Consider the following 19192-nt stretch of genomic DNA (forward strand, 5'->3'; position numbering starts at 1 on the left):
CAGGAATAGAACCTTGATTTTAATTGTTTTTTGTGTTAAAATAGGTTGGGGTTATAGGTGGTTACTTACCAATTTTCTCACCCATTTTAACGAAAGTTTCCATACGTTTTTTAGTATTTTCTAAAATATCCGGATCAATAGTAAGTTTATTTTTATCAATCAATAAAACAATGGTAGAGCCTCCAAAAGCAAAATACCCCATTTCATCTCCTTTTTTTACTGTGGAATTTGGAGTAAATGTTTCAATAATAGTACCTACCATGGTTGCGCCCACGGGAGCAATAATTATTTCACCTTTATCTTTGGTTGATAAAGTGCAGAACTCACGTTTATTTTCACAAAAAACTTGCGTGAAGTGCCCAAATAATGCGTGTGGAGAAACAGAAAAATAATCGCCTTTTATTTTTGTCATTTCTGAAGGAGTTCCTGCATACGGAAAATGATAACGATGATAATCGTTAGGAGCTAATCGTAAAATGATAAGTGATGAATTTTTATGTTTTTCGCCTAATTCTTTGTTGCCTAAAAATTCTTCAAGGGTAAATTTTCTTCCTTTTACAAAGAAATCATGAACATCACTTACATCTTCAAAAGCAATTAATTTACCATCGCCAGGAGAAACAAATCCGTTTTCAATGGGACGAGCATTTGGTTTTAATTTACGATAGAAAAAATCATTAAAAGAAGTATAGGCTGAAATAGGCTTTTCAGCTTCGTTCATATCAATACCTAATTGAGCCACAAATGCTTTAATCTTTTTGATTGAAGATGGTTTGTCCATTTTTTTACCATACCAAACGGATAAAAACTTACGCTTTACAACGGGAAGTATAGTCATTTTACCAAACGGATTGTGGTATAATAACTTTAAAAAAACTTCTCCTGGAGGTTTTTCACTGATGGTTTTGCCCGATTTTCTATCGATGAATTTTATTTGCATATCTGTATTATTCTTCGATACTTTCAATTAAAATTTCTAGCATATCAATAGCTGCTTGCGCTATTTTAGTTCCAGGGCCAAAAACACCTATGGCACCGGAATCAAATAAAAACTGATAATCTTGCGCAGGAATTACACCACCAACAATTACCATAATATCTTCACGTCCGTAGTTTTTTAATTCTTCAATTACTTGAGGTACGAGTGTTTTATGTCCCGCTGCTAATGATGAAATTCCAAGGATGTGAACATCATTTTCTATCGCTTGTTTAGCTGCTTCTTGTGGAGTTTGAAATAACGGCCCAATATCTACATCAAAACCTAAATCGGCATAACCTGTAGCAACTACTTTTGCTCCACGATCGTGACCGTCTTGCCCTAATTTGGCAATCATAATTCGGGGGCGTCGACCTTCTAATTTAGCAAATTGATCAGCTAATTCAGAAGCTTTTTTGAATAATTTATCGTCTTTTATTTCTTTACTATACACGCCAGATATGGTTTTATGAACCGCTTTATGTCTTCCAAAAATAGCTTCTAAAGCGTCAGAAATTTCACCTAATGTAGCTCTATTTCTTGCTGCTTTTACTGCTAAATCTAATAAATTTCCGTCACCTGATTTTGCACATTCTGTTAAATCTGCTATAGATTTTTCAACTTCAGCCTGATTTCTATCTGATTTCAGATTATTTAAACGAGTGATTTGAGATTGACGCACTGCTTCGTTATCAACTTCTAAAATATGTAACGGATCTTCTTGTTCTAATTGATATTTATTAACACCAACAATTACATCTTTTCCGCTATCAATCTTTGCTTGTTTAATGGCGGCTGCTTCTTCGATACGCATTTTTGGAATTCCCTTTTCAATCGCTTTTGTCATTCCTCCTAATTCTTCAACTTCTTGAATTAATTCCCATGCTTTGTTGGCAATGTCCTCAGTTAATTGCTCCAAATAATAACTTCCTGCCCAAGGATCTACCGTTTTGGTGATATGTGTTTCTTGTTGCAGATAAATTTGGGTATTACGTGCGATACGAGCTGAAAAATCTGTTGGTAAAGCAATTGCTTCATCTAATGCGTTGGTGTGTAAGCTTTGTGTTCCACCAAAAGCAGCTGCCATAGCTTCAATAGTAGTTCTTGCAACATTGTTAAACGGATCTTGCTCGGTTAAACTCCAACCACTGGTTTGACAATGTGTTCTTAATGCTAATGATTTTTCGTTCTTCGGATTGAATTGTTTTACCAATTTTGCCCATAACATTCTACCAGCACGCATTTTGGCAATTTCTTTAAAGTGATTCATTCCAATTGCCCAAAAAAATGAAAGACGAGGAGCGAAGGTGTCAATATCCATTCCTGCTTCTAGTCCTTTTTTAATGTATTCAAGTCCGTCAGCTAAAGTATATGCTAACTCAATTTCTGGTGTAGCACCTGCTTCTTGCATATGATACCCAGAGATCGAAATTGAATTGAATTTCGGCATGTTCTGACTCGTATATTTGAAAATATCTGCGATAATTTTCATAGAAGGAGTAGGTGGGTAGATGTATGTATTACGCACCATAAACTCTTTTAAAATATCGTTTTGTATAGTTCCTGCAAGTTTGTCGGGAGAAACTCCTTGCTCTTCAGCAGCAACAATATAGAAAGCCAAAATTGGTAAAACCGCTCCGTTCATAGTCATAGAAACGGACATTTTATCTAACGGAATTTGATCGAATAAAACTTTCATGTCTTCCACAGAATCAATAGCAACACCTGCTTTACCAACATCGCCTTGTACGCGTTCGTGATCTGAATCGTAACCACGATGTGTAGCTAAGTCAAAAGCTACGGATAAGCCTTTTTGTCCTGCTGCTAAATTTCTTCTATAAAAAGCATTACTTTCTTCAGCAGTTGAAAAACCTGCATACTGGCGAATCGTCCAGGGACGACGAACGTACATCGTTGAGTATGGTCCACGTAAGTTAGGAGCAATTCCTGCAACAAAATCTTCGTGTAGTTTACTTTCTACCTTCGATTTTTGGCTTTGATTTAAACTGATGTTCGATATATCTTTTCTACTCATTGCTCAAACGTTCTTGTTCTAATTTTTCAGCTAACCTTTTTTGAATAATAGGTTGAATTAAAGTTTTCTCTACTCGTTTTTTCACAAAAGGGAATAATTCCAAATCATTCTTCATTTTGTCTTTTTCATTTCGAATTTTATTGGTTCCAAGTAAAACCAAATCTTCGTTATCAAATAAAGTTTGTTCTTTTTCTGCAGATTCAGCTATTTTTCGTTGAATGATTCCTTCTTTCAATTGTTTTAAAAATCCACCGCCATTTTCAATTAGTTTAAAAATTTCTAATGCTTTTTCAGCAAGTTGTTCAGTAATACTTTCAATATAATAAGTTCCGTTAGCGATATTTTGCGCTTCGGCTAATTCACTTTCTTGTTGTAAAATCAATAATTGATTACGAGAAATTCGTTCTCCAAATTCATTTGATTTATGGAAAATTTCATCATATGAAACATTAGAAACTGTATTTGCGCCACCTAAAATAGCGCTCATACATTCTGATGTAGTTCGTAACATATTTACATTATAATCGTATAGTGTTTTATTACGTAAACTTGGTTGTGCAAAAATGTGAGCTGACGTATTTTTAATGCCATATTCTTTTAATAGAGAGTTCCATAAAATACGAAATGTGCGTAATTTAGCTATTTCAAAGAAGTAATTACTTCCTATAGAAAAATTAAAATGGATTTTACTAGCAATACTTTCACCAAAATGATTTAAGTATTCATTGGCGTGAGCTAATGCATATGCGAGTTGTTGAACGTTCGTTGCCCCTGCATTTTGATACGTTGAAACATTAACGCCAATGCAATTATTAGTAAAAGAAATAATTTTTTCTAACTGATTATGATCTTCTTTTAAATTTGAGAACCAGTTTCCTGTTTTAGCAAGATTCCCAATAATATCAATATTAAAAAAACAGTTTTTTGAATTGATAAATTTTGAAATTTCTAAAACAAAATCTTCAGACAAAAAATTTAGTTTAAAATATATTTTGGTTGATGTTGCGTCAATGTTTTTAAGAATTTTTTTATAATCAAAATCAGAATTTGCAGTAAATTCAATTGCTGTCGCTCCGCGTTTTAGAGCATCGATCGCTAATTGATTCGCAACTTTTTCATCATCAATAAATATAGATTGACAAATATTAAAACCACTTTTGGGTAAGTTAATTTCTTGATGCGTTCGGTCTTCTTTAGTGTAAAAAGGTTTTACAGTAATGCTTTCTTCTGTTTTCCAAAGTAAGGTCTCATTGTAATCTGCACCTTTTAAATCTGCTTGAATTTTTTGTTTCCAAGCTTTAGGTGTTACATTTTCAAATTCATCAAATAAATAGTTGCTCATTACTTTTTTATGGTGTCAAATTCTATAATATAGATATCTTCGTTTTCCTTTTTCATTAAATATTTTTCTCGAGCATATCGCTCAAGCTCTAAAGAATCTTGTAGTTTTTTAATGGTCTCTTTGTCCTCAGCAATTTTTTGTTTATGATACTTTATCCAAGTTTCTAACTCGTCAATTTCATTATTAAACTCTCTATGGATAAGGTACGAATTTTCATCAATAAAAAGCATCCAAATAACAAAACCTGTTAAGATTAACAGATAAACATTGGTTGCAATTTTAAATGCAGGTTTTTCTTTAAGAGATTTTAAATTCATCTTATAAACGCTCGCTGATTACGGTACGGACAATATCGATTGCTACAGTATTATATCTATCATTAGGTATAATAATATCTGCATAATTTTTAGTTGGTTCAATAAATTGCTGATGCATAGGTTTTAGTGTGCTTTGGTATCTTGACAGTACTTCTTCAATATCTCGACCTCTTTCGGTAATATCTCTTTTAATACGTCTTATTAGTCTTTCATCTGCATCTGCATGTACAAAAACTTTTATATCACATAACTTTCTAAGTTCTTCACTATTAAAGATTAAGATGCCTTCTATAATTACTACTTTTCTAGGATGTGTTTTTATAGTGTCTTTTGTTCTGTTATGTGAAACGAAAGAATACACAGGTTGCTCTATAATTCCACCAGTTTTTAGTTCATTCAAGTGGGTAACTAATAATTCAAAATCGATAGCTCTTGGATGATCAAAATTTATTTTCGTACGTTCTTCATAAGAAAGATTTTCAGTAGCTTTATAGTAAGAGTCTTGCGAAATTACACAAACTTCATCTGCAGGTAATTCATTTATAATTTGATTTACTACAGTTGTTTTACCACTACCAGTTCCTCCAGCAATACCGATAATAAATATGTTTTTCATTTTAAAAAATTAATTGAAACAAAGTTAGAAAATTTAATGCATAAAAAAAGACATCATTTCTGATGTCTTTTAACTTATTTTGAGCCGATGGAGGGACTCGAACCCACGACCTGCTGATTACAAATCAGCTGCTCTAGCCAGCTGAGCTACATCGGCTGTTGCTTAAAAAAGCGAGGCAAATATAGTATCATTTTAAATACTGGCAAATTTTTTTTTAAAAAAATGTAATATTTTTTTTAGCGCTTATAAAAGCAACTTTTTTAAGCCCATCATTAAGTTTCGTTCTAGTATATCAAACTTATTATCTGATAAAAATAAATCTTTAATTTCGGTAAAAAGCTGTTCAATTTCTTTGTGAGTATAACCTAATTTATCTAAAGATGATTGAATCTTTTGAATACTTATATAATCATTATCTTTTTCAAACTCAGTATGCATTCTGTTAAAAGTTTCATCATCGATTTTAGATTTTACAAATTCAATTTCATTTTTTGTTTCATCATAATCGGCATTCATACAATAAATAAAAAGATATGCTTGTAATTCTTTTTTAGACCAATTTGTAATTGTTTTTTCCATAACACATAAGGATTTAATTGTTAATTATAACAAAGTTATTATTAATTAAAAAGATTTAATATGATATAAATCATAAAATTAGTATTGAAAATTTTCAATATTTGAGTCATCAATAAGATTGTAAATTATGGATAAAAGCACACCAGTTTCAATAATAATGACTACAGATTTGATAACTGTAAATTATAATGATGATTTAACTACAGCAGCAGAGTTGTTTAAAAGTAATAATATAAGACATATTCCTGTAATATTTAATGATGAAATATTAGGTATGCTTAGTCACACAGATTTAATGCGCGTTAGCTATACAGAAAATATTGAAGAGGTTGAGTTAGAGGTTGGGCGTGTAAAAAATAGCATGTTTACTATTGAACAAGTGATGGCTAATAATGTAGTTAGTGTGTCGCCAAAAACAACAATAAAAGAAGTTGCAGAAATTTTAGCTAAAAGAGAATTTCATGCATTACCAGTTGTTGAAGAAGAAAAATTAGTAGGTATTGTTACAACAACAGATTTAATTAAATATTTGTTAGACCAATATCTTTAGTGTTAATTCGGGATTTAATACTAAAATAGGAAGCTGAAAAGCTTCCTATTTTTATTTGCATAAAATATACTTAAATTTTAAACGTCATAACTGGTAAGTTGGCATGATTTGCAATATCTTCTGAAATACTACCTTCAAAGAAATGTGAAAGTCCTTTTCTACCATGAGTTGCAATTACAATTAAGTCCATATTATGCTGATTAGCATATTCTAAAATTCCACTTTCTACTGTATAATCAGAAATATGTTGAACTTGATGTAAGGTTTCTAAAGTTTCATTCGCTTTGGTTAAAAAGTTAACGACTTTCTTTTGTGTTTCTTTAGTACTTTTAAATCTTCCGTAAGGAGTGTTAACGTGTAACAAATGTAATTTACAACCTAACTTACTTAGTAACTTTTTAGCCTCTTGATATGGTTTTATATCTTCATTAGTAAAATCACAAGCAAAAACAGCATTTTCCAAGTTAGATAAAATTGGTGTGTCTTTTGTAACAAGAACAGGAACCGAAGAGTTACGAACTACTTTTTCTGTATTTGAACCTACAAAAATTTCTTTTAAACCACCTATGCCATGAGACCCCATCACTATTAATTCAGCATTTTCTTCTTTAGCTAAAGCGTTCAACTCACTAAAAATTTTGTAATGCTTAATTATAGGAGTAACTTTTATTTCTTTAAGATATTCTTTATTTAGAAACTCAATAAACTTTTTTTCTGCTAATTTTAGATAAAACACTGCTTCTTGCTGAGAATAACTTTCAGATTGACTAATAATAGCATTAGAAAGCTCTAACATATGGACAGCAATAATTTCTGCATTTTGTTTTTTTGCAATAAAAGCAGCTGTTTTTAAAGCGTCTTCAGAGTGTTTAGAAAAATCTACGGGGACAATTATTTTTTTCATGACTTAGATATTAAAAATTATCCTATAAAATTACTGTTTTAAGATTATATTTTCATGATAAAAATCATTTTTAAAGTATTTATATCGCTCTATTTTTGATGAAAATAATTATTTATGATGACACAATTTTTACCTTCAGTTTCTTGGGGAAATGGCGCGTTTATGATTGCTATATTTGCATTAGTTTGTGTAGTGCTTATAGCAGCTGTACTATTGATGGTATTGGGAGGGAAGCAAAAAAAGAAAAGTTAATGACAGCCTTTTGCAGTTTCGTTTAAAGTACTAATAGTATCTGGGGGAGATAGTAAAGGAATTCCTAATCCTAAACCACGAAGAACAAATAATATACCTATACATACTACTATGATAGGTATTATTTGTTGTATTCTTTTTCTAAAAAGACCACTAGCAAAATTACCCATATATACAACTGAAGTCATAAGTGGTATGGTACCTAAACCAAATAAAAGCATGTATAAACTACCAGTAAAAGGATTGGTAGACGATAGAGCTCCTAACACAGCCATATACACCAAGCCACACGGCAAATAACCATTCAAAAAACCAATTGTAAAAAAAGCATTGTTGTTTTTGTTTTTTAGTTCTTTTCCTAAAGCCGATTTTATTTTAAAAACGAATCGAGTTATAGATTTAGATAGTTTTATGTTGTTAAACAATTTAGGAAGAAGAATAGTCAAAATCATTAATGTTCCAGTAATGATAGATATTTGCTGTTGAAAGCCAAATAATTGAAAGCCCTTTCCTAACAAACCAAACAGCAATCCAATAATTGCATACGTCGTTAATCTCCCTATATGGTAACTCATTATCTGAAAAAATTGCTTGGTAGGATTAGTTCTGTCTACAGGCAACATAAAAGCTATCGGCCCACACATACCAATACAATGAAAACTTCCTAATAAACCAAATATGAGTGCAGAAATTAGCATTAGTAAATCAATTCTTTTTGAAATAAATATTCTTTAGTATTGTAGGTGAAAGAAATATCCATGTTCCAACGACCTTCTAATAAGTTTTTCTCAGGCACGAGCAAATAGGTATCGGTAATTGAAATTGGCATTTCAAAATCCAATTGTTTATTAGAAGGTCTGTATAGGAACACTTTTCCTTTGATTTCATTTAAATTAAAAGAACTCGGAAAAAATATTTTTAAGCCTAATGGTGTTTTTTCAGTTCTTATAGCTTCTTTTAATTCTTTTACATTTTTTATAGCATCAATATTCTTTTGATAAGCTAATTCTTTCTGATAATATTTTTCAGTAACTAAATCATGATCATATTTTTTATCGGTAATCATAGTAACAACCATGAACATAATAAAACTCATAAATGCTATAATCGCGATAACGATACCTGTTCCCCAATTAATTTTCATCTTGTTATTTTTTAATTTTAGTTATCGGTAACTTCTAGGACCTAAGAAGTTAGTTGTGGTAGTTTCAATTAGTTTGTCTCCACTATACACACCTATCTTTAGTTTAACTTTGTCTTTTTTTAGTTGAGATTGATGTAGTTCTATAAATAACGAGCCTTCTGCTAAACCTTGTTTTGGTACTTCAAAATGCTGATGAGTCACGGTTTCAATTTTTCCTTTGTGAGAAAGGAGTTTGTAACTTACATCATCTATTTCATCGGTTGTTTTGTTGACGATTTTGTAAGAATAAGCATTACTTATAATTCCATCTTCTTTATGTTGGTATAATTGGCCTGGTAAACGTAAAATACGAGCTTCTACATCATTTCTTAAAAACAGCATGCCAGTTAATACTCCTAAAAGAATAAAAAGCACTGCTGAATACCCTTTCATACGAGGAGTAAATCTAAAAGGAGCTTTTTTCTCAATATTATCGATACTTGCGTAGCGAATCAATCCTTTAGGAAAACCTACTTTTTCCATAATAGTATCACACTCATCAATACAAGCGGTACAGTTTATACATTCTAATTGCGTTCCGTTACGAATATCTATTCCTGTAGGACAAACATATACACATTGTTTACAATCGATACAATCTCCTTTTCCAGAAATAGTTCTATCTTCTTTTTTGTTGATTTTTGCACGACCAGCTTTTTTTTCTCCTCGCTTATAATCGTATGCCACAACAACTGATTGATTGTCTAAAAGAACTCCTTGTAATCTACCGTATGGACATGCTATAATGCATACTTGTTCTCTAAACCAAGCAAAGATGAAATAGAAAACACCTGTAAAAATTAATAGAGAAATTAAGGTGCTAGTATGATCTAAAGGATTATCAGTTATATAACCTAATAATTTGTCGCTACCAATTAAATACGCTAAAAAAACATTAGCGATAATGAATGAAATTATAAAAAAGATTATCCATTTGGTAATTCTTTTTCTAATTTTTTCAGCGTTCCACTCTTGTTTGTCTAATTTAATTTGTTTGTTTCTATCTCCTTCAATCCAGTATTCAATTTTTCTGAAGACCATTTCTAAGAATATAGTTTGCGGACAAACCCATCCGCAGAAAATACGTCCAAAAACAACGGTAAAAAGAGTGATAAATACCACGCCGATGATCATAGAAATTACAACTAAATGAAAATCTTGTGGCCAAAAAGGAAAGCCGAAAATATTAAACTTACGTTCTAAAACATTAAACAATAAAAATTGGTTTCCCTTAATTTTTATAAACGGAGCAGCTAATAAAAAAGCCAGTAATAAATAGCTAACATAACTTCTATATTTATAAAATCTACCACTAGGTTTTTTAGGATACACCCAAGAACGTCCACCTTCTTCATTTATAGTACCAATACTATCTCTAAAATTTTCATTTTTGGGTGTTTCCATAATCAACTATTAAAAACTAATTTTATATGCTTTTTTAAATTGTATTTTTATTTTATAGAATCTTTTGAAGAAACTTCTTCAACAGTATTTTCTACCCAAATATCACCTTGTGGGTCTTTGGGTTTAGCAGGTGTAGTTCCTTGTAAAGACAATACATAACTTGCAACTTTTTGTATGTCGTTTGGTTTTAAGGTCTTGCTCCAAGCCACCATACCTTTTCCGTCTCTACCTCCGTTGTATATTGTATTGAAAGCATTTTTAAAACCTCCACCTAAAATCCAGTGTTTGTCTGTTAAATTAGGTCCAATCCCACCACCACCATCTGGAGCATGACAAGCGGCACAGTTGAGGTTAAAAACAGCTTTTCCTCTTGTTAGATCTGAAGCATCCGTTAGTTGAGTAACTGTACTAATGTCAAATACATTTGGTGAAGTTGCTTGGTATTTTTGTAACTCCATTCTCGCTTCTGCCATTTCTTTATTGTATTCTGTTGCTTGATTATCTGCTCCTAAAACATGATACCTTACTAAATATACCACTCCGAAAATAATAGTAGCATAGAACATGTATAGCCACCATGGTGGTAAAGAATTATCTAACTCTTTAATTCCATCATAGTTATGATCTAGAATTATTTCACTTTCTTCTTCTAAAGCTCTAGCTTTCGTCCAACGCTTGATGATTTTTTTTACACCCGCCCAAATATCTACTTCTTCAGGAGTAATTCCATCTTTTTCCATTCGAAGTTTTTCTGCTTGCTGAAGCGCGGTGATATTTAAAAATTCTTTTAGAAGAACAACTAAAACTACAGCTACTAACGCTATCCAAACTAGCGGATTTTCGTATAAACTAAATGGTTTTTCGTATGATTTAATGGCTGTTATAATCGCATAAGAAGAAACTCCTAAAAAGATAATATAGCCTAATGATTGAAAATACTTTTTCATTTTTAGTTAATTATTAATTATCAAATGGTAATTGACTAACCTTTTTTATATATTCTTTTTTTGCAGTAAAAACCCACCAAAAAAGCAACATAAAAAACGTAAAGAAAATGGTTAAGGAAATGATTGGGTAAATTTCTATACCTGCAATAGTTTCCATATAGTTTTTTACAAATTTCAACATGATTTTTAGTTTTTAGTTTTCAATTTATCTGCAACATCTTTTACTTTAATATCGGTGCCTAATCTTTGTAAGTAAGCTATTAGAGCAACAATTTCTCTGTCTTTCATTTCTATAAACTGTAGACCATTTTCGCTAGCGTATTTTTTATCTTGTTCGTAGTTGCTTGCAAAATCAGGGTCGTTGTATAAACTTTCTTGAATTTTAGCACCTTGCTCTTCCATTAGTTGTTGTGCATTCGCAATATCTTCCTCAGTATAAGGAACACCTAATGTAATCATAGCTTGCATTTTACCTTCGGTATTCGATTTATCTAATGCGTTTCTTAATAGCCATTTGTACGATGGCATTATAGAACCAGGAGAGGTGCTTTGTGGATCATACATATGGTTTAGATGCCAATTATCGTTGTACTTACCTCCAACTCTGAATAAATCAGGACCGGTACGCTTACTTCCCCATAAGAAAGGATGATCATATACATATTCACCAGCTTTAGAATACTCTCCATAACGTTCAACTTCACTTCTAAAAGGACGAATCATTTGAGAGTGACAACCAACACACCCTTCACGTATGTAAAGATCTCTACCTTCTAGTTCTAAAGGAGAATAAGGTTTTACACTTGAAATGGTTGGGATGTTAGATTTTATTAATAAAGTTGGAATAATCTGTACAACACCACCAATTAAGATTGCTATTGTAGCATAAATAGTTAATTTAATAGGCTTTCTTTCTAGCCATGTATGCCAACCTTCTCCAGAAGTTCTATGTTTAGAAACTTTTGTTAAAGCAGGTGCTTCAGCTAAATCATCTGTAACCTTACTGCCAGATCTTATGGTTCTAGTAATGTTGTACAACATTACAAATGCTCCTAAAATATATAAACTACCACCAATAGCACGCATCCAATACATTGGTATAATTTCTTGTACTGTTTCCAAGAAGTTACCATAAGTTAGTGTCCCATCAGGATTAAATTGTTTCCACATAAAAGCTTGAACAAAACCAGCAATATACATAGGTAAAGTATACATGATAATACCTAAAGTACCAATCCAGAAGTGTAGGTTTGCTAATCCAGTTGAAAATAACTTTGTTTTAAACATTCTCGGTACTAGCCAATATAACATTCCGAAAGTCAAAAACCCATTCCAAGCTAGGGCGCCAACGTGTACATGAGCAATAATCCAATCTGTAAAATGAGCAATCGCATTTACATTTTTTAAGGACAACATAGGTCCTTCAAATGTTGCCATACCATATCCAGTAATAGCGACCACCATAAATTTAAGAACAGGATTAGTTCTCACTTCATCCCACGCGCCACGAAGCGTTAACAATCCATTAATCATACCACCCCAAGAAGGAGCAATTAGCATTACAGAAAAGGCAACTCCTAAGTTTTGTGCCCATTCGGGTAAAGCAGAATATAAAAGGTGATGAGGTCCTGCCCAGATATAAATAAAAATTAATGACCAAAAGTGGACAATAGACAGTCTGTAAGAATAAATAGGTCTATTAGCCGCTTTAGGAACAAAATAGTACATCAAACCTAAAAAAGGAGTAGTTAAGAAGAAAGCTACTGCATTATGTCCGTACCACCATTGTACCAAGGCATCTTGAACTCCTGCGTAAACAGAATAACTTTTTAAACCACTAACAGGTAGTTCTAAACTGTTAAAAATATGAAGAACAGCAACGGTTACAAATGTTGCTAGGTAAAACCAAATAGCAACATATAAATGACGTTGACGACGTTTTAAAATTGTCCAAATCATATTTACCCCAAAAGCTACCCAAACAACAGCAATGGCTAAATCTATTGGCCATTCTAATTCGGCATATTCTTTTGATGTTGAGTATCCTAATGGTAATGTAATTGCTGCAGCAACAATAATTAATTGCCATCCCCAAAAATTGAAATTGCTTAAAAAATCGTTTGCCATACGTGTTTTAAGCAATCGTTGTAATGAATAATATACTCCTGCAAAAATGGCATTTCCAACAAAAGCAAAAATAACAGCGTTAGTGTGTAGTGGACGTAGACGACCAAAACTTAACCACGAAATTCCGTCAGTAACATTTGGGAATAAAAACATAAAAGCCAATAGTAATCCTACTGACATACCTACAATACCCCACAATATAGTGGCGTAAATAAATTTTTTCACGATTTTATTATCGTAATAAAATTGTTGCATCTCCATAATCTAAATTGATTTAATATCTATTATTTGTTAGTTTTTTCTTTAACTAGTTCATCATCAAAAAGCATACGTACAGATGGGGTGTACGAATCATCGTATTGTCCTTTTTTTACCGAATAAATAAATGCTATAAAAAAAACGATTGCTACTAATACGCTTACAGAAAGGAGTAAATAAATTACGCTCATGCCTTGTTTGAGATTTACGCTTCAAATGTAGTTTTAGGAGGTTTTTTAAAACATGATATTTGTCATGTTTGGAGAAAAAGCTTCTTTTTAAAGCAATAAAAAACTCGAAGAATTTCTTCGAGTTTAATTTTATATTGTCAATGAAAATAATTTAGTTTCGGGCTGTTTTCGTTGCAGTCGCCTATCAAAAGCCATGCAAATATTTCTTACAAATGGTCTTGCCTCTTCTGTAACAGTTAATGTGTTGTTTTGTATTTTGAGAAGTTTATCTTCTTTAATTTCTTGTAATAAAGTTATAGAGTTTTCTAATTCATCAAACTGGTTTAGCTTTTCATCCCACGAAGTGGAAAAATGACACATAATATTTAAAATATGTTTTCTGACGATGAGGTCTTCTTGATTTAAAATATGTCCCCTAAAAACAGGGATTTCACCAGAGTTCACGAGTTCCTGATATTCTTTTACAGTTTTTACATTTTGTGCAAAACCGTACCAAGAATCACTAATGGCAGACATCCCCAAACCAATCATTAATTGTGTTTTGTTGGCAGTGTAACCCATAAAATTTCTATGCAACGTTTTTTCTTGTGTTGCTTTAAACAAGCTATCGGTTGGAAGTGCAAAATGGTCCATACCTATTTCTACGTAACCTAAGTCAGCAAAAAGTTGCTTTCCAATTTCATACAATTCGCGTTTTTCTTTATCTTTTGGTAAGTCAGCTTCGTTGAAACCTCTTTGCCCAACACCTTTTACCCAAGGTACGTGTGCATAACTGTAAAATGAAATTCGATCGGGTTGTAATTCTTTTGTTTTGTTAATGGTGTGAATTACATTTTCTTTGGTTTGAAAAGGTAAGCCAAAAATTAAATCGTGACTTACAGAAGTGTATCCAATTTCTCTAGCCCAATTTGTTACTTGCAGTACGTTTTCAAAAGGTTGAATTCTGTGGATGGCTTTTTGTACGGTTTCGTTGTAATCTTGTACGCCAAAACTTACACGCGTAAATCCTAAATTAAATAAAGTTTGAAGTTGTTCTTTAGTAGTATTATTAGGATGTCCTTCAAAACTGAATTCGAAATTTGGATGTCTTTCAGCGTTTATAAATAAACCTTTTATTAAGCGTTGTAAATTATCTGAAGAGAAAAAAGTAGGGGTTCCTCCACCTAAATGAATTTCCTTAATGATAGGTTTTTCATCAACTAAATTGGTGTATAAATTCCATTCTTTTAAAACGGTTGTAATATAATCTTCTTCAACTTCATGACGTTTGGTAATGTGCTTATGACAAGCACAAAATGTACATAAACTTTCACAAAAAGGTAAATGTATGTATAAGCTAATTCCTTCGGAAGTGTTACTTTCTTTAAACGATTTTTTAAAAGTTTCCAGCCATTTTTCTTTTGAAAAAGTGCTTTCATCCCAATACGGGACTGTAGGGTAACTTGTGTAACGAGGTCCCGGAATGTTGTATTTTTGAATAAGTGAATTTTTCATATTATTGTTTTTAACGAGCGAGAGATTTCTTAACTGCGTTCGAAATGACAATTAAGCTAATTCTAAAGCTAGCTCGATCATTTTTTTAAAGGTGTGTTCTCGTTCGTCTGAAGTGGTTCTTTCGTTGGTTACTAAACTATCAGAAATAGTAACAATAGAAAGTGCATTTACGTTGTGTTTTGCAGCGATGGTATATAAACCTGCGCTTTCCATTTCTACAGCCAAGACACCAAAAGATGCCCATTTTTTATAGTCGTTAGGATCATCTGTGTAAAATTCATCAGAACTTAAAATATTGCCAGCTTTGATATCAATATTTTTTTCTTTAGCTACTTCAATGGCCTTTTTAAATAAGTTAAAACTTGCAGTAGGAGCGAAGTCTGCTCCGTTAAAACGAATTTTATTTAATCCGGAATTAGAGGATGCCGCCATAGCAATGACGATGTCTCTAATTTTAACTTCCTTTTGATAAGAACCTGCAGAACCAACACGGATTAAATTTTTAACGCCATATTCGGTAATTAATTCGTGACAATAAATTAAGGCAGAAGGAATACCCATTCCTGTTCCTTGTACAGATATTTTTTTTCCTTTATAAGTGCCCGTAAACCCCAACATACCTCTAACATCATTATAACAAACAGCGCCTTCTAAAAATGTTTCGGCTATCCATTTAGCACGAAGAGGATCTCCTGGTAATAAAACAGTTTGGGCGATTTCTCCTTTTTTGGCTTCTATGTGTACACTCATCTTAATATTGGTTTTTATCTGTTTTTCCTTTGGTTACTAAATCAACGCCCGAAGAGGTCCCTAATCTTGTTACGCCCAGTTTTATATATTTTAAAGCAGTTTCTAAATCTCGAATTCCTCCAGCAGCTTTAATTTGAGCTTTTCCATCAACAATGTCATTCATTAACTTGATATCTTTAAAAGTGGCCCCACCAGTTCCAAAACCTGTTGAGGTTTTTACAAAATCAGCATCTGCATTTAATGCTAATTGACATGCTAATTGAATTTCATCTTCAGTTAAGTAACAGTTTTCTAAAATTACTTTTAAAATTTTATCCTCTATTTCGTTTTTAATTTTAAAAATTTCTTCTTCAACATATTTAGTTTCTCCAGATTTTAATTTCCCTACGTTTATTACCATATCAATCTCATCAGCACCGTCTTTTATACATTGTTCTGCTTCAAAAACTTTAGCTCTGGTACTCATCATGCCTAAAGGAAACCCTACAACAGCTGCTATTTTTATGTCGGTGTTTTTTAATTGCTCTTTGGCGAGTTTAACATAACATCCATTTACACAAACTGCATAAAAATGATGCTCTTTTGCTTCATTGCATAAATTGATAATATCTTGTTCGGTTGCTGTTGCCTTTAAGAGTGTATGGTCTATAAATTTTTGGAGTTTCATGATGCTTATTTTAATTTCTTACCTACTAAATTAGTTGCTATTGTTGTAAAAATAACAATACTTATTGAACTTAGAGGCATTAATATAGCAGCAATTACGGGTTGTAATTGACCTGTAACGGCGAAATACAATCCAACGATATTGTATAAAAGCGATAGTAAAAAACAATATTTTATAATTTGAACAGCTTTTTTAGAAGCTTTTATAAAGCTTCCTATTTGATTGAATTGAGAAGCGTCTAAAATTCCGTCGCAAGCAGGAGAGAATACATTGATGTTCTCTGATAAAGCAATACCCACATTACTTTGCGCTAAAGCACCAGCATCATTTAATCCGTCACCTATCATAATTACTTTATGATTTTCCTTTTGAAGTTGAGCTACATAGTTTAACTTATCTGCAGGTTTTTGGTTGAAAAGTAATTTGGTTTTCTGCGGAAGATATTTTTCCAAATACACTTTTTCACCTTCATTATCACCCGAAACTACAGATAAATTATATTCATTTAATTCTTTAAACACTTTGCTAACACCTTGTCGGTATGCATTTTTAAAAACAAATTTTCCTTTATATTGATTATTAAAACTTATATGAACTGAAGTATCTAAATTTCCAGGCTCACAGGCATTTTTAACAAAAGAAGAAGAACCTATTTTTACCAACGTTTCTTGATGATTAGCTTCTAATCCTTTACCAATATGTTCTTGAAAATTAGTGATAGTAATCGTTTCTTCACTTTCAAAAAAATGATATAAATTTCTGCTTAAAGGATGATTTGATGATCGTAACGAACTTTTTAATATTGATTTTTCGATATGATTTAACTTACTTCCAAAGTAATTAATGGTGTTTTCTTTATGAGTAGTAAGTGTTCCTGTTTTATCAAAAACAATAGCATCTGTCTCCGCTAATTGTTCTATAACGGTTGCGTTTTTTAGATAAAATTTTTTCTTACCAAAAATTCGCAACATATTACCTAAAGTAAACGGAGCAGCCAAAGCAATAGCACAGGGGCACGCAATAATTAATACAGCAGTAAAAACATTTAATGCTTTCGAATTATCAATAAATAACCAAAAAGCGGTTGCTATAAACGCAATACTTAACACAGCTATCGTAAAGTTTTTACTAATAGTATCTGTAATGGTTTTGAAAGAGGATGATTTATCCTTTTTAAAAACATCGTTACTCCAAAGTTGCGTTAAATAACTTTGTTCAACCGATTTTAACACTTCCATTTCTATAATACCAGAAAGTTGTTTACCACCTGCGAATAATTTATCACCAGATTTTTTCGCCACAGGTTCTGCTTCACCAGTAACAAAACTATAATCTATTTGAGCGTCGCCATTAATGAGAATTCCGTCTACAGGAATCAATTCTTGGTTTCTTATTAAAAGTCTATCTCCTTTTTCTACATTATATATTTGAGTGCTTTCTTCTTTTCCTTTGGATGTAATTCTAGTAACTGCAATAGGAAAATACGATTTGTAATCACGTTCGAATGACAAATAATTATAGGTTCTTTGCTGAAAGAATTTACCGAGGAGTAAAAAGAAAACCAAACCTGTTAAGCTGTCGAAGAATCCAGTTCCTAAATCAAAAATAATTTCAATAGTACTTCGGATAAATAATACTGAAATTCCAAGAGCGATAGGAATATCAATATTTAAAATTTTTGAACGTAAACCTTTATAAGCCGAAATAAAATAATCACTTCCTGCATACAAAACCACAGGTAACGAAAAAGCAAACATCATCCAGCGAAAAATATGTTTGTACTGTTCTAACCAAAATTCAGATACCTCAAAATATTCAGGAAAAGAAAGGAACATTACGTTTCCAAAAGAAAATCCTGCAATACCTAATTTATATAATAAGCTTCTATCTACTTGTTTTTTGCCAACTTCATAATCTTCTAAAGAAATATAAGGTTCATACCCAATAGAACTGATTAATAGCACGATTTCTTTAAGCGATATTTGTGATGACTTATAGGTAATTCTCACTGTTTTCTTTGGAAAATTAACCTGAGAAGTTGTGATGCTCTTATGAAGTTTATGTAAATTTTCTAATACCCAAATACATGAACTACAATGAATGTGAGGAATGTATAGATTAATAATTTGTGTGTCTCCATCATTAAATTCGAGTAATTTTTCAATAATAGTTTCGTTATCTAAGAAATCATACTTTCCTTTTATTTCTTTAGGAACAGCCCCAGGATTTTGTTGTAAGTCGTAATAACAAGTTAATTCGTTTTCAGAAAAAATTTCATAAACAGTTTTACAACCATTACAACAAAAAGATTTTTTATCAAAAACGATGGTTGTAGTATCACAATCGTTACCACAATGATAACATTGAGTAGTATTCATATTTGCTCTTTTGCCTCTGGCAAAGGTCATCTTCATGAATGAAATAAAATATGATATTTATCAGGTGGCAAGGAGAAAATTTGATAAAAGTATATAGATATTTAATATAGATAATTCTTTTCAAAAAGTAACACCTTTGGCGACTAGAACTTGTTATTAGTCGAATTTTTGATTGAAAAGAATAGTTAATAATTAATTTTAATTAACCAAATCAGTAATCGA

The 19192-nt window shown here is 31.7% G+C and carries 20 protein-coding genes and 1 tRNA gene; 2 read left to right on the forward strand and 19 right to left on the reverse strand.

The features are described 5' to 3' along the window. Positions 1-61 precede the first annotated feature (61 nt). The 7 genes from asd to C7447_RS11840 form a co-directional block, all read right to left on the reverse strand. A complete protein-coding gene (gene asd / locus C7447_RS11810) occupies positions 62-967 on the reverse strand; it encodes an archaetidylserine decarboxylase (protein ID WP_211354926.1) in 906 nt (301 codons plus the stop codon). Continuing rightward, positions 948-3011 carry a methylmalonyl-CoA mutase gene (gene scpA, locus C7447_RS11815; RefSeq protein WP_148870727.1) on the reverse strand — a complete coding sequence of 688 codons (2064 nt, stop codon included), beginning with the start codon at positions 3009-3011 and terminating at the stop codon, positions 948-950. The genes asd and scpA overlap by 20 nt, the downstream gene beginning before the upstream one ends. Beyond that, on the reverse strand, positions 3004-4353 hold the full coding sequence (locus tag C7447_RS11820; protein ID WP_148870728.1) for a methylmalonyl-CoA mutase subunit beta: 1350 nt from the start codon (positions 4351-4353) through the stop codon (positions 3004-3006). The genes scpA and C7447_RS11820 overlap by 8 nt, the downstream gene beginning before the upstream one ends. Then, positions 4353-4670 (reverse strand): FtsB family cell division protein, encoded by a 318-nt coding sequence (locus C7447_RS11825; protein ID WP_148870729.1) that lies wholly within the window; start codon positions 4668-4670, stop codon positions 4353-4355. Before C7447_RS11825 ends, C7447_RS11820 begins: the two co-directional genes overlap by 1 nt. A 1-nt stretch (position 4671) precedes the next feature. After that, positions 4672-5277 (reverse strand): uridine kinase, encoded by a 606-nt coding sequence (gene udk / locus C7447_RS11830; RefSeq protein ID WP_148870917.1) that lies wholly within the window; start codon positions 5275-5277, stop codon positions 4672-4674. Between the two features lie 91 nt (positions 5278-5368). After that, positions 5369-5442 (reverse strand) — tRNA-Thr (locus C7447_RS11835). Between the two features lie 87 nt (positions 5443-5529). After that, positions 5530-5865 (reverse strand): hypothetical protein, encoded by a 336-nt coding sequence (locus C7447_RS11840; RefSeq protein WP_148870730.1) that lies wholly within the window; start codon positions 5863-5865, stop codon positions 5530-5532. 127 nt (positions 5866-5992) lie between these two features. Between C7447_RS11840 and C7447_RS11845 the strand changes: the two genes are divergently transcribed. Next, on the forward strand, positions 5993-6415 hold the full coding sequence (locus tag C7447_RS11845; protein WP_148870731.1) for a CBS domain-containing protein: 423 nt from the start codon (positions 5993-5995) through the stop codon (positions 6413-6415). A gap of 70 nt (positions 6416-6485) precedes the next feature. On the opposite strand, the gene C7447_RS11850 is transcribed toward C7447_RS11845, so the two are convergent. Next, positions 6486-7319, reverse strand: a complete 834-nt coding sequence (locus C7447_RS11850) for a universal stress protein (protein ID WP_148870732.1) — start codon at positions 7317-7319, stop codon at positions 6486-6488. 114 nt (positions 7320-7433) lie between these two features. Between C7447_RS11850 and C7447_RS14835 the strand changes: the two genes are divergently transcribed. Beyond that, positions 7434-7571, forward strand: a complete 138-nt coding sequence (locus C7447_RS14835; RefSeq protein ID WP_170246010.1) for a hypothetical protein — start codon at positions 7434-7436, stop codon at positions 7569-7571. On the opposite strand, the gene C7447_RS11855 is transcribed toward C7447_RS14835, so the two are convergent. The 11 genes from C7447_RS11855 to C7447_RS11905 all read right to left on the reverse strand — a co-directional run bounded on the left by C7447_RS11855 (position 7568) and on the right by C7447_RS11905 (position 18970). Further along, positions 7568-8269 (reverse strand): sulfite exporter TauE/SafE family protein, encoded by a 702-nt coding sequence (locus C7447_RS11855; RefSeq protein ID WP_148870733.1) that lies wholly within the window; start codon positions 8267-8269, stop codon positions 7568-7570. The genes C7447_RS14835 and C7447_RS11855 overlap by 4 nt on opposite strands. After that, positions 8269-8715, reverse strand: a complete 447-nt coding sequence (locus C7447_RS11860) for a FixH family protein (RefSeq protein WP_148870734.1) — start codon at positions 8713-8715, stop codon at positions 8269-8271. Before C7447_RS11860 ends, C7447_RS11855 begins: the two co-directional genes overlap by 1 nt. Before the next feature lie 21 nt (positions 8716-8736). Further along, the gene (gene ccoG / locus C7447_RS11865) at positions 8737-10158 is read right to left on the reverse strand and encodes a cytochrome c oxidase accessory protein CcoG (RefSeq protein ID WP_148870735.1); all 1422 of its coding nucleotides are present in this window, start codon (positions 10156-10158) and stop codon (positions 8737-8739) included. 47 nt (positions 10159-10205) lie between these two features. Further along, on the reverse strand, positions 10206-11105 hold the full coding sequence (locus tag C7447_RS11870; RefSeq protein ID WP_148870736.1) for a cbb3-type cytochrome c oxidase N-terminal domain-containing protein: 900 nt from the start codon (positions 11103-11105) through the stop codon (positions 10206-10208). 13 nt (positions 11106-11118) lie between these two features. After that, positions 11119-11286 carry a CcoQ/FixQ family Cbb3-type cytochrome c oxidase assembly chaperone gene (locus tag C7447_RS11875; RefSeq protein WP_148870737.1) on the reverse strand — a complete coding sequence of 56 codons (168 nt, stop codon included), beginning with the start codon at positions 11284-11286 and terminating at the stop codon, positions 11119-11121. Between the two features lie 5 nt (positions 11287-11291). After that, positions 11292-13493, reverse strand: a complete 2202-nt coding sequence (ccoN, locus tag C7447_RS11880) for a cytochrome-c oxidase, cbb3-type subunit I (protein ID WP_148870738.1) — start codon at positions 13491-13493, stop codon at positions 11292-11294. Between the two features lie 23 nt (positions 13494-13516). Further along, a complete protein-coding gene (gene ccoS, locus C7447_RS11885) occupies positions 13517-13681 on the reverse strand; it encodes a cbb3-type cytochrome oxidase assembly protein CcoS (protein WP_148870739.1) in 165 nt (54 codons plus the stop codon). 129 nt (positions 13682-13810) lie between these two features. Next, positions 13811-15175 carry an oxygen-independent coproporphyrinogen III oxidase gene (hemN, locus tag C7447_RS11890; RefSeq protein WP_148870740.1) on the reverse strand — a complete coding sequence of 455 codons (1365 nt, stop codon included), beginning with the start codon at positions 15173-15175 and terminating at the stop codon, positions 13811-13813. A gap of 51 nt (positions 15176-15226) precedes the next feature. Continuing rightward, positions 15227-15925 carry a purine-nucleoside phosphorylase gene (gene deoD, locus C7447_RS11895; protein ID WP_148870741.1) on the reverse strand — a complete coding sequence of 233 codons (699 nt, stop codon included), beginning with the start codon at positions 15923-15925 and terminating at the stop codon, positions 15227-15229. 1 nt (position 15926) lies between these two features. Continuing rightward, entirely contained in the window at positions 15927-16592 is a 666-nt protein-coding gene (gene deoC, locus C7447_RS11900) for a deoxyribose-phosphate aldolase (RefSeq protein ID WP_148870742.1), read from the reverse strand. A 5-nt stretch (positions 16593-16597) separates the two neighbouring features. Further along, entirely contained in the window at positions 16598-18970 is a 2373-nt protein-coding gene (locus C7447_RS11905) for a heavy metal translocating P-type ATPase (protein ID WP_148870743.1), read from the reverse strand. Positions 18971-19192 lie beyond the last annotated feature (222 nt).

Source organism: Tenacibaculum adriaticum, from assembly GCF_008124875.1.
Taxonomy (GTDB): Bacteria; Bacteroidota; Bacteroidia; order Flavobacteriales; family Flavobacteriaceae; genus Polaribacter; species Polaribacter adriaticus.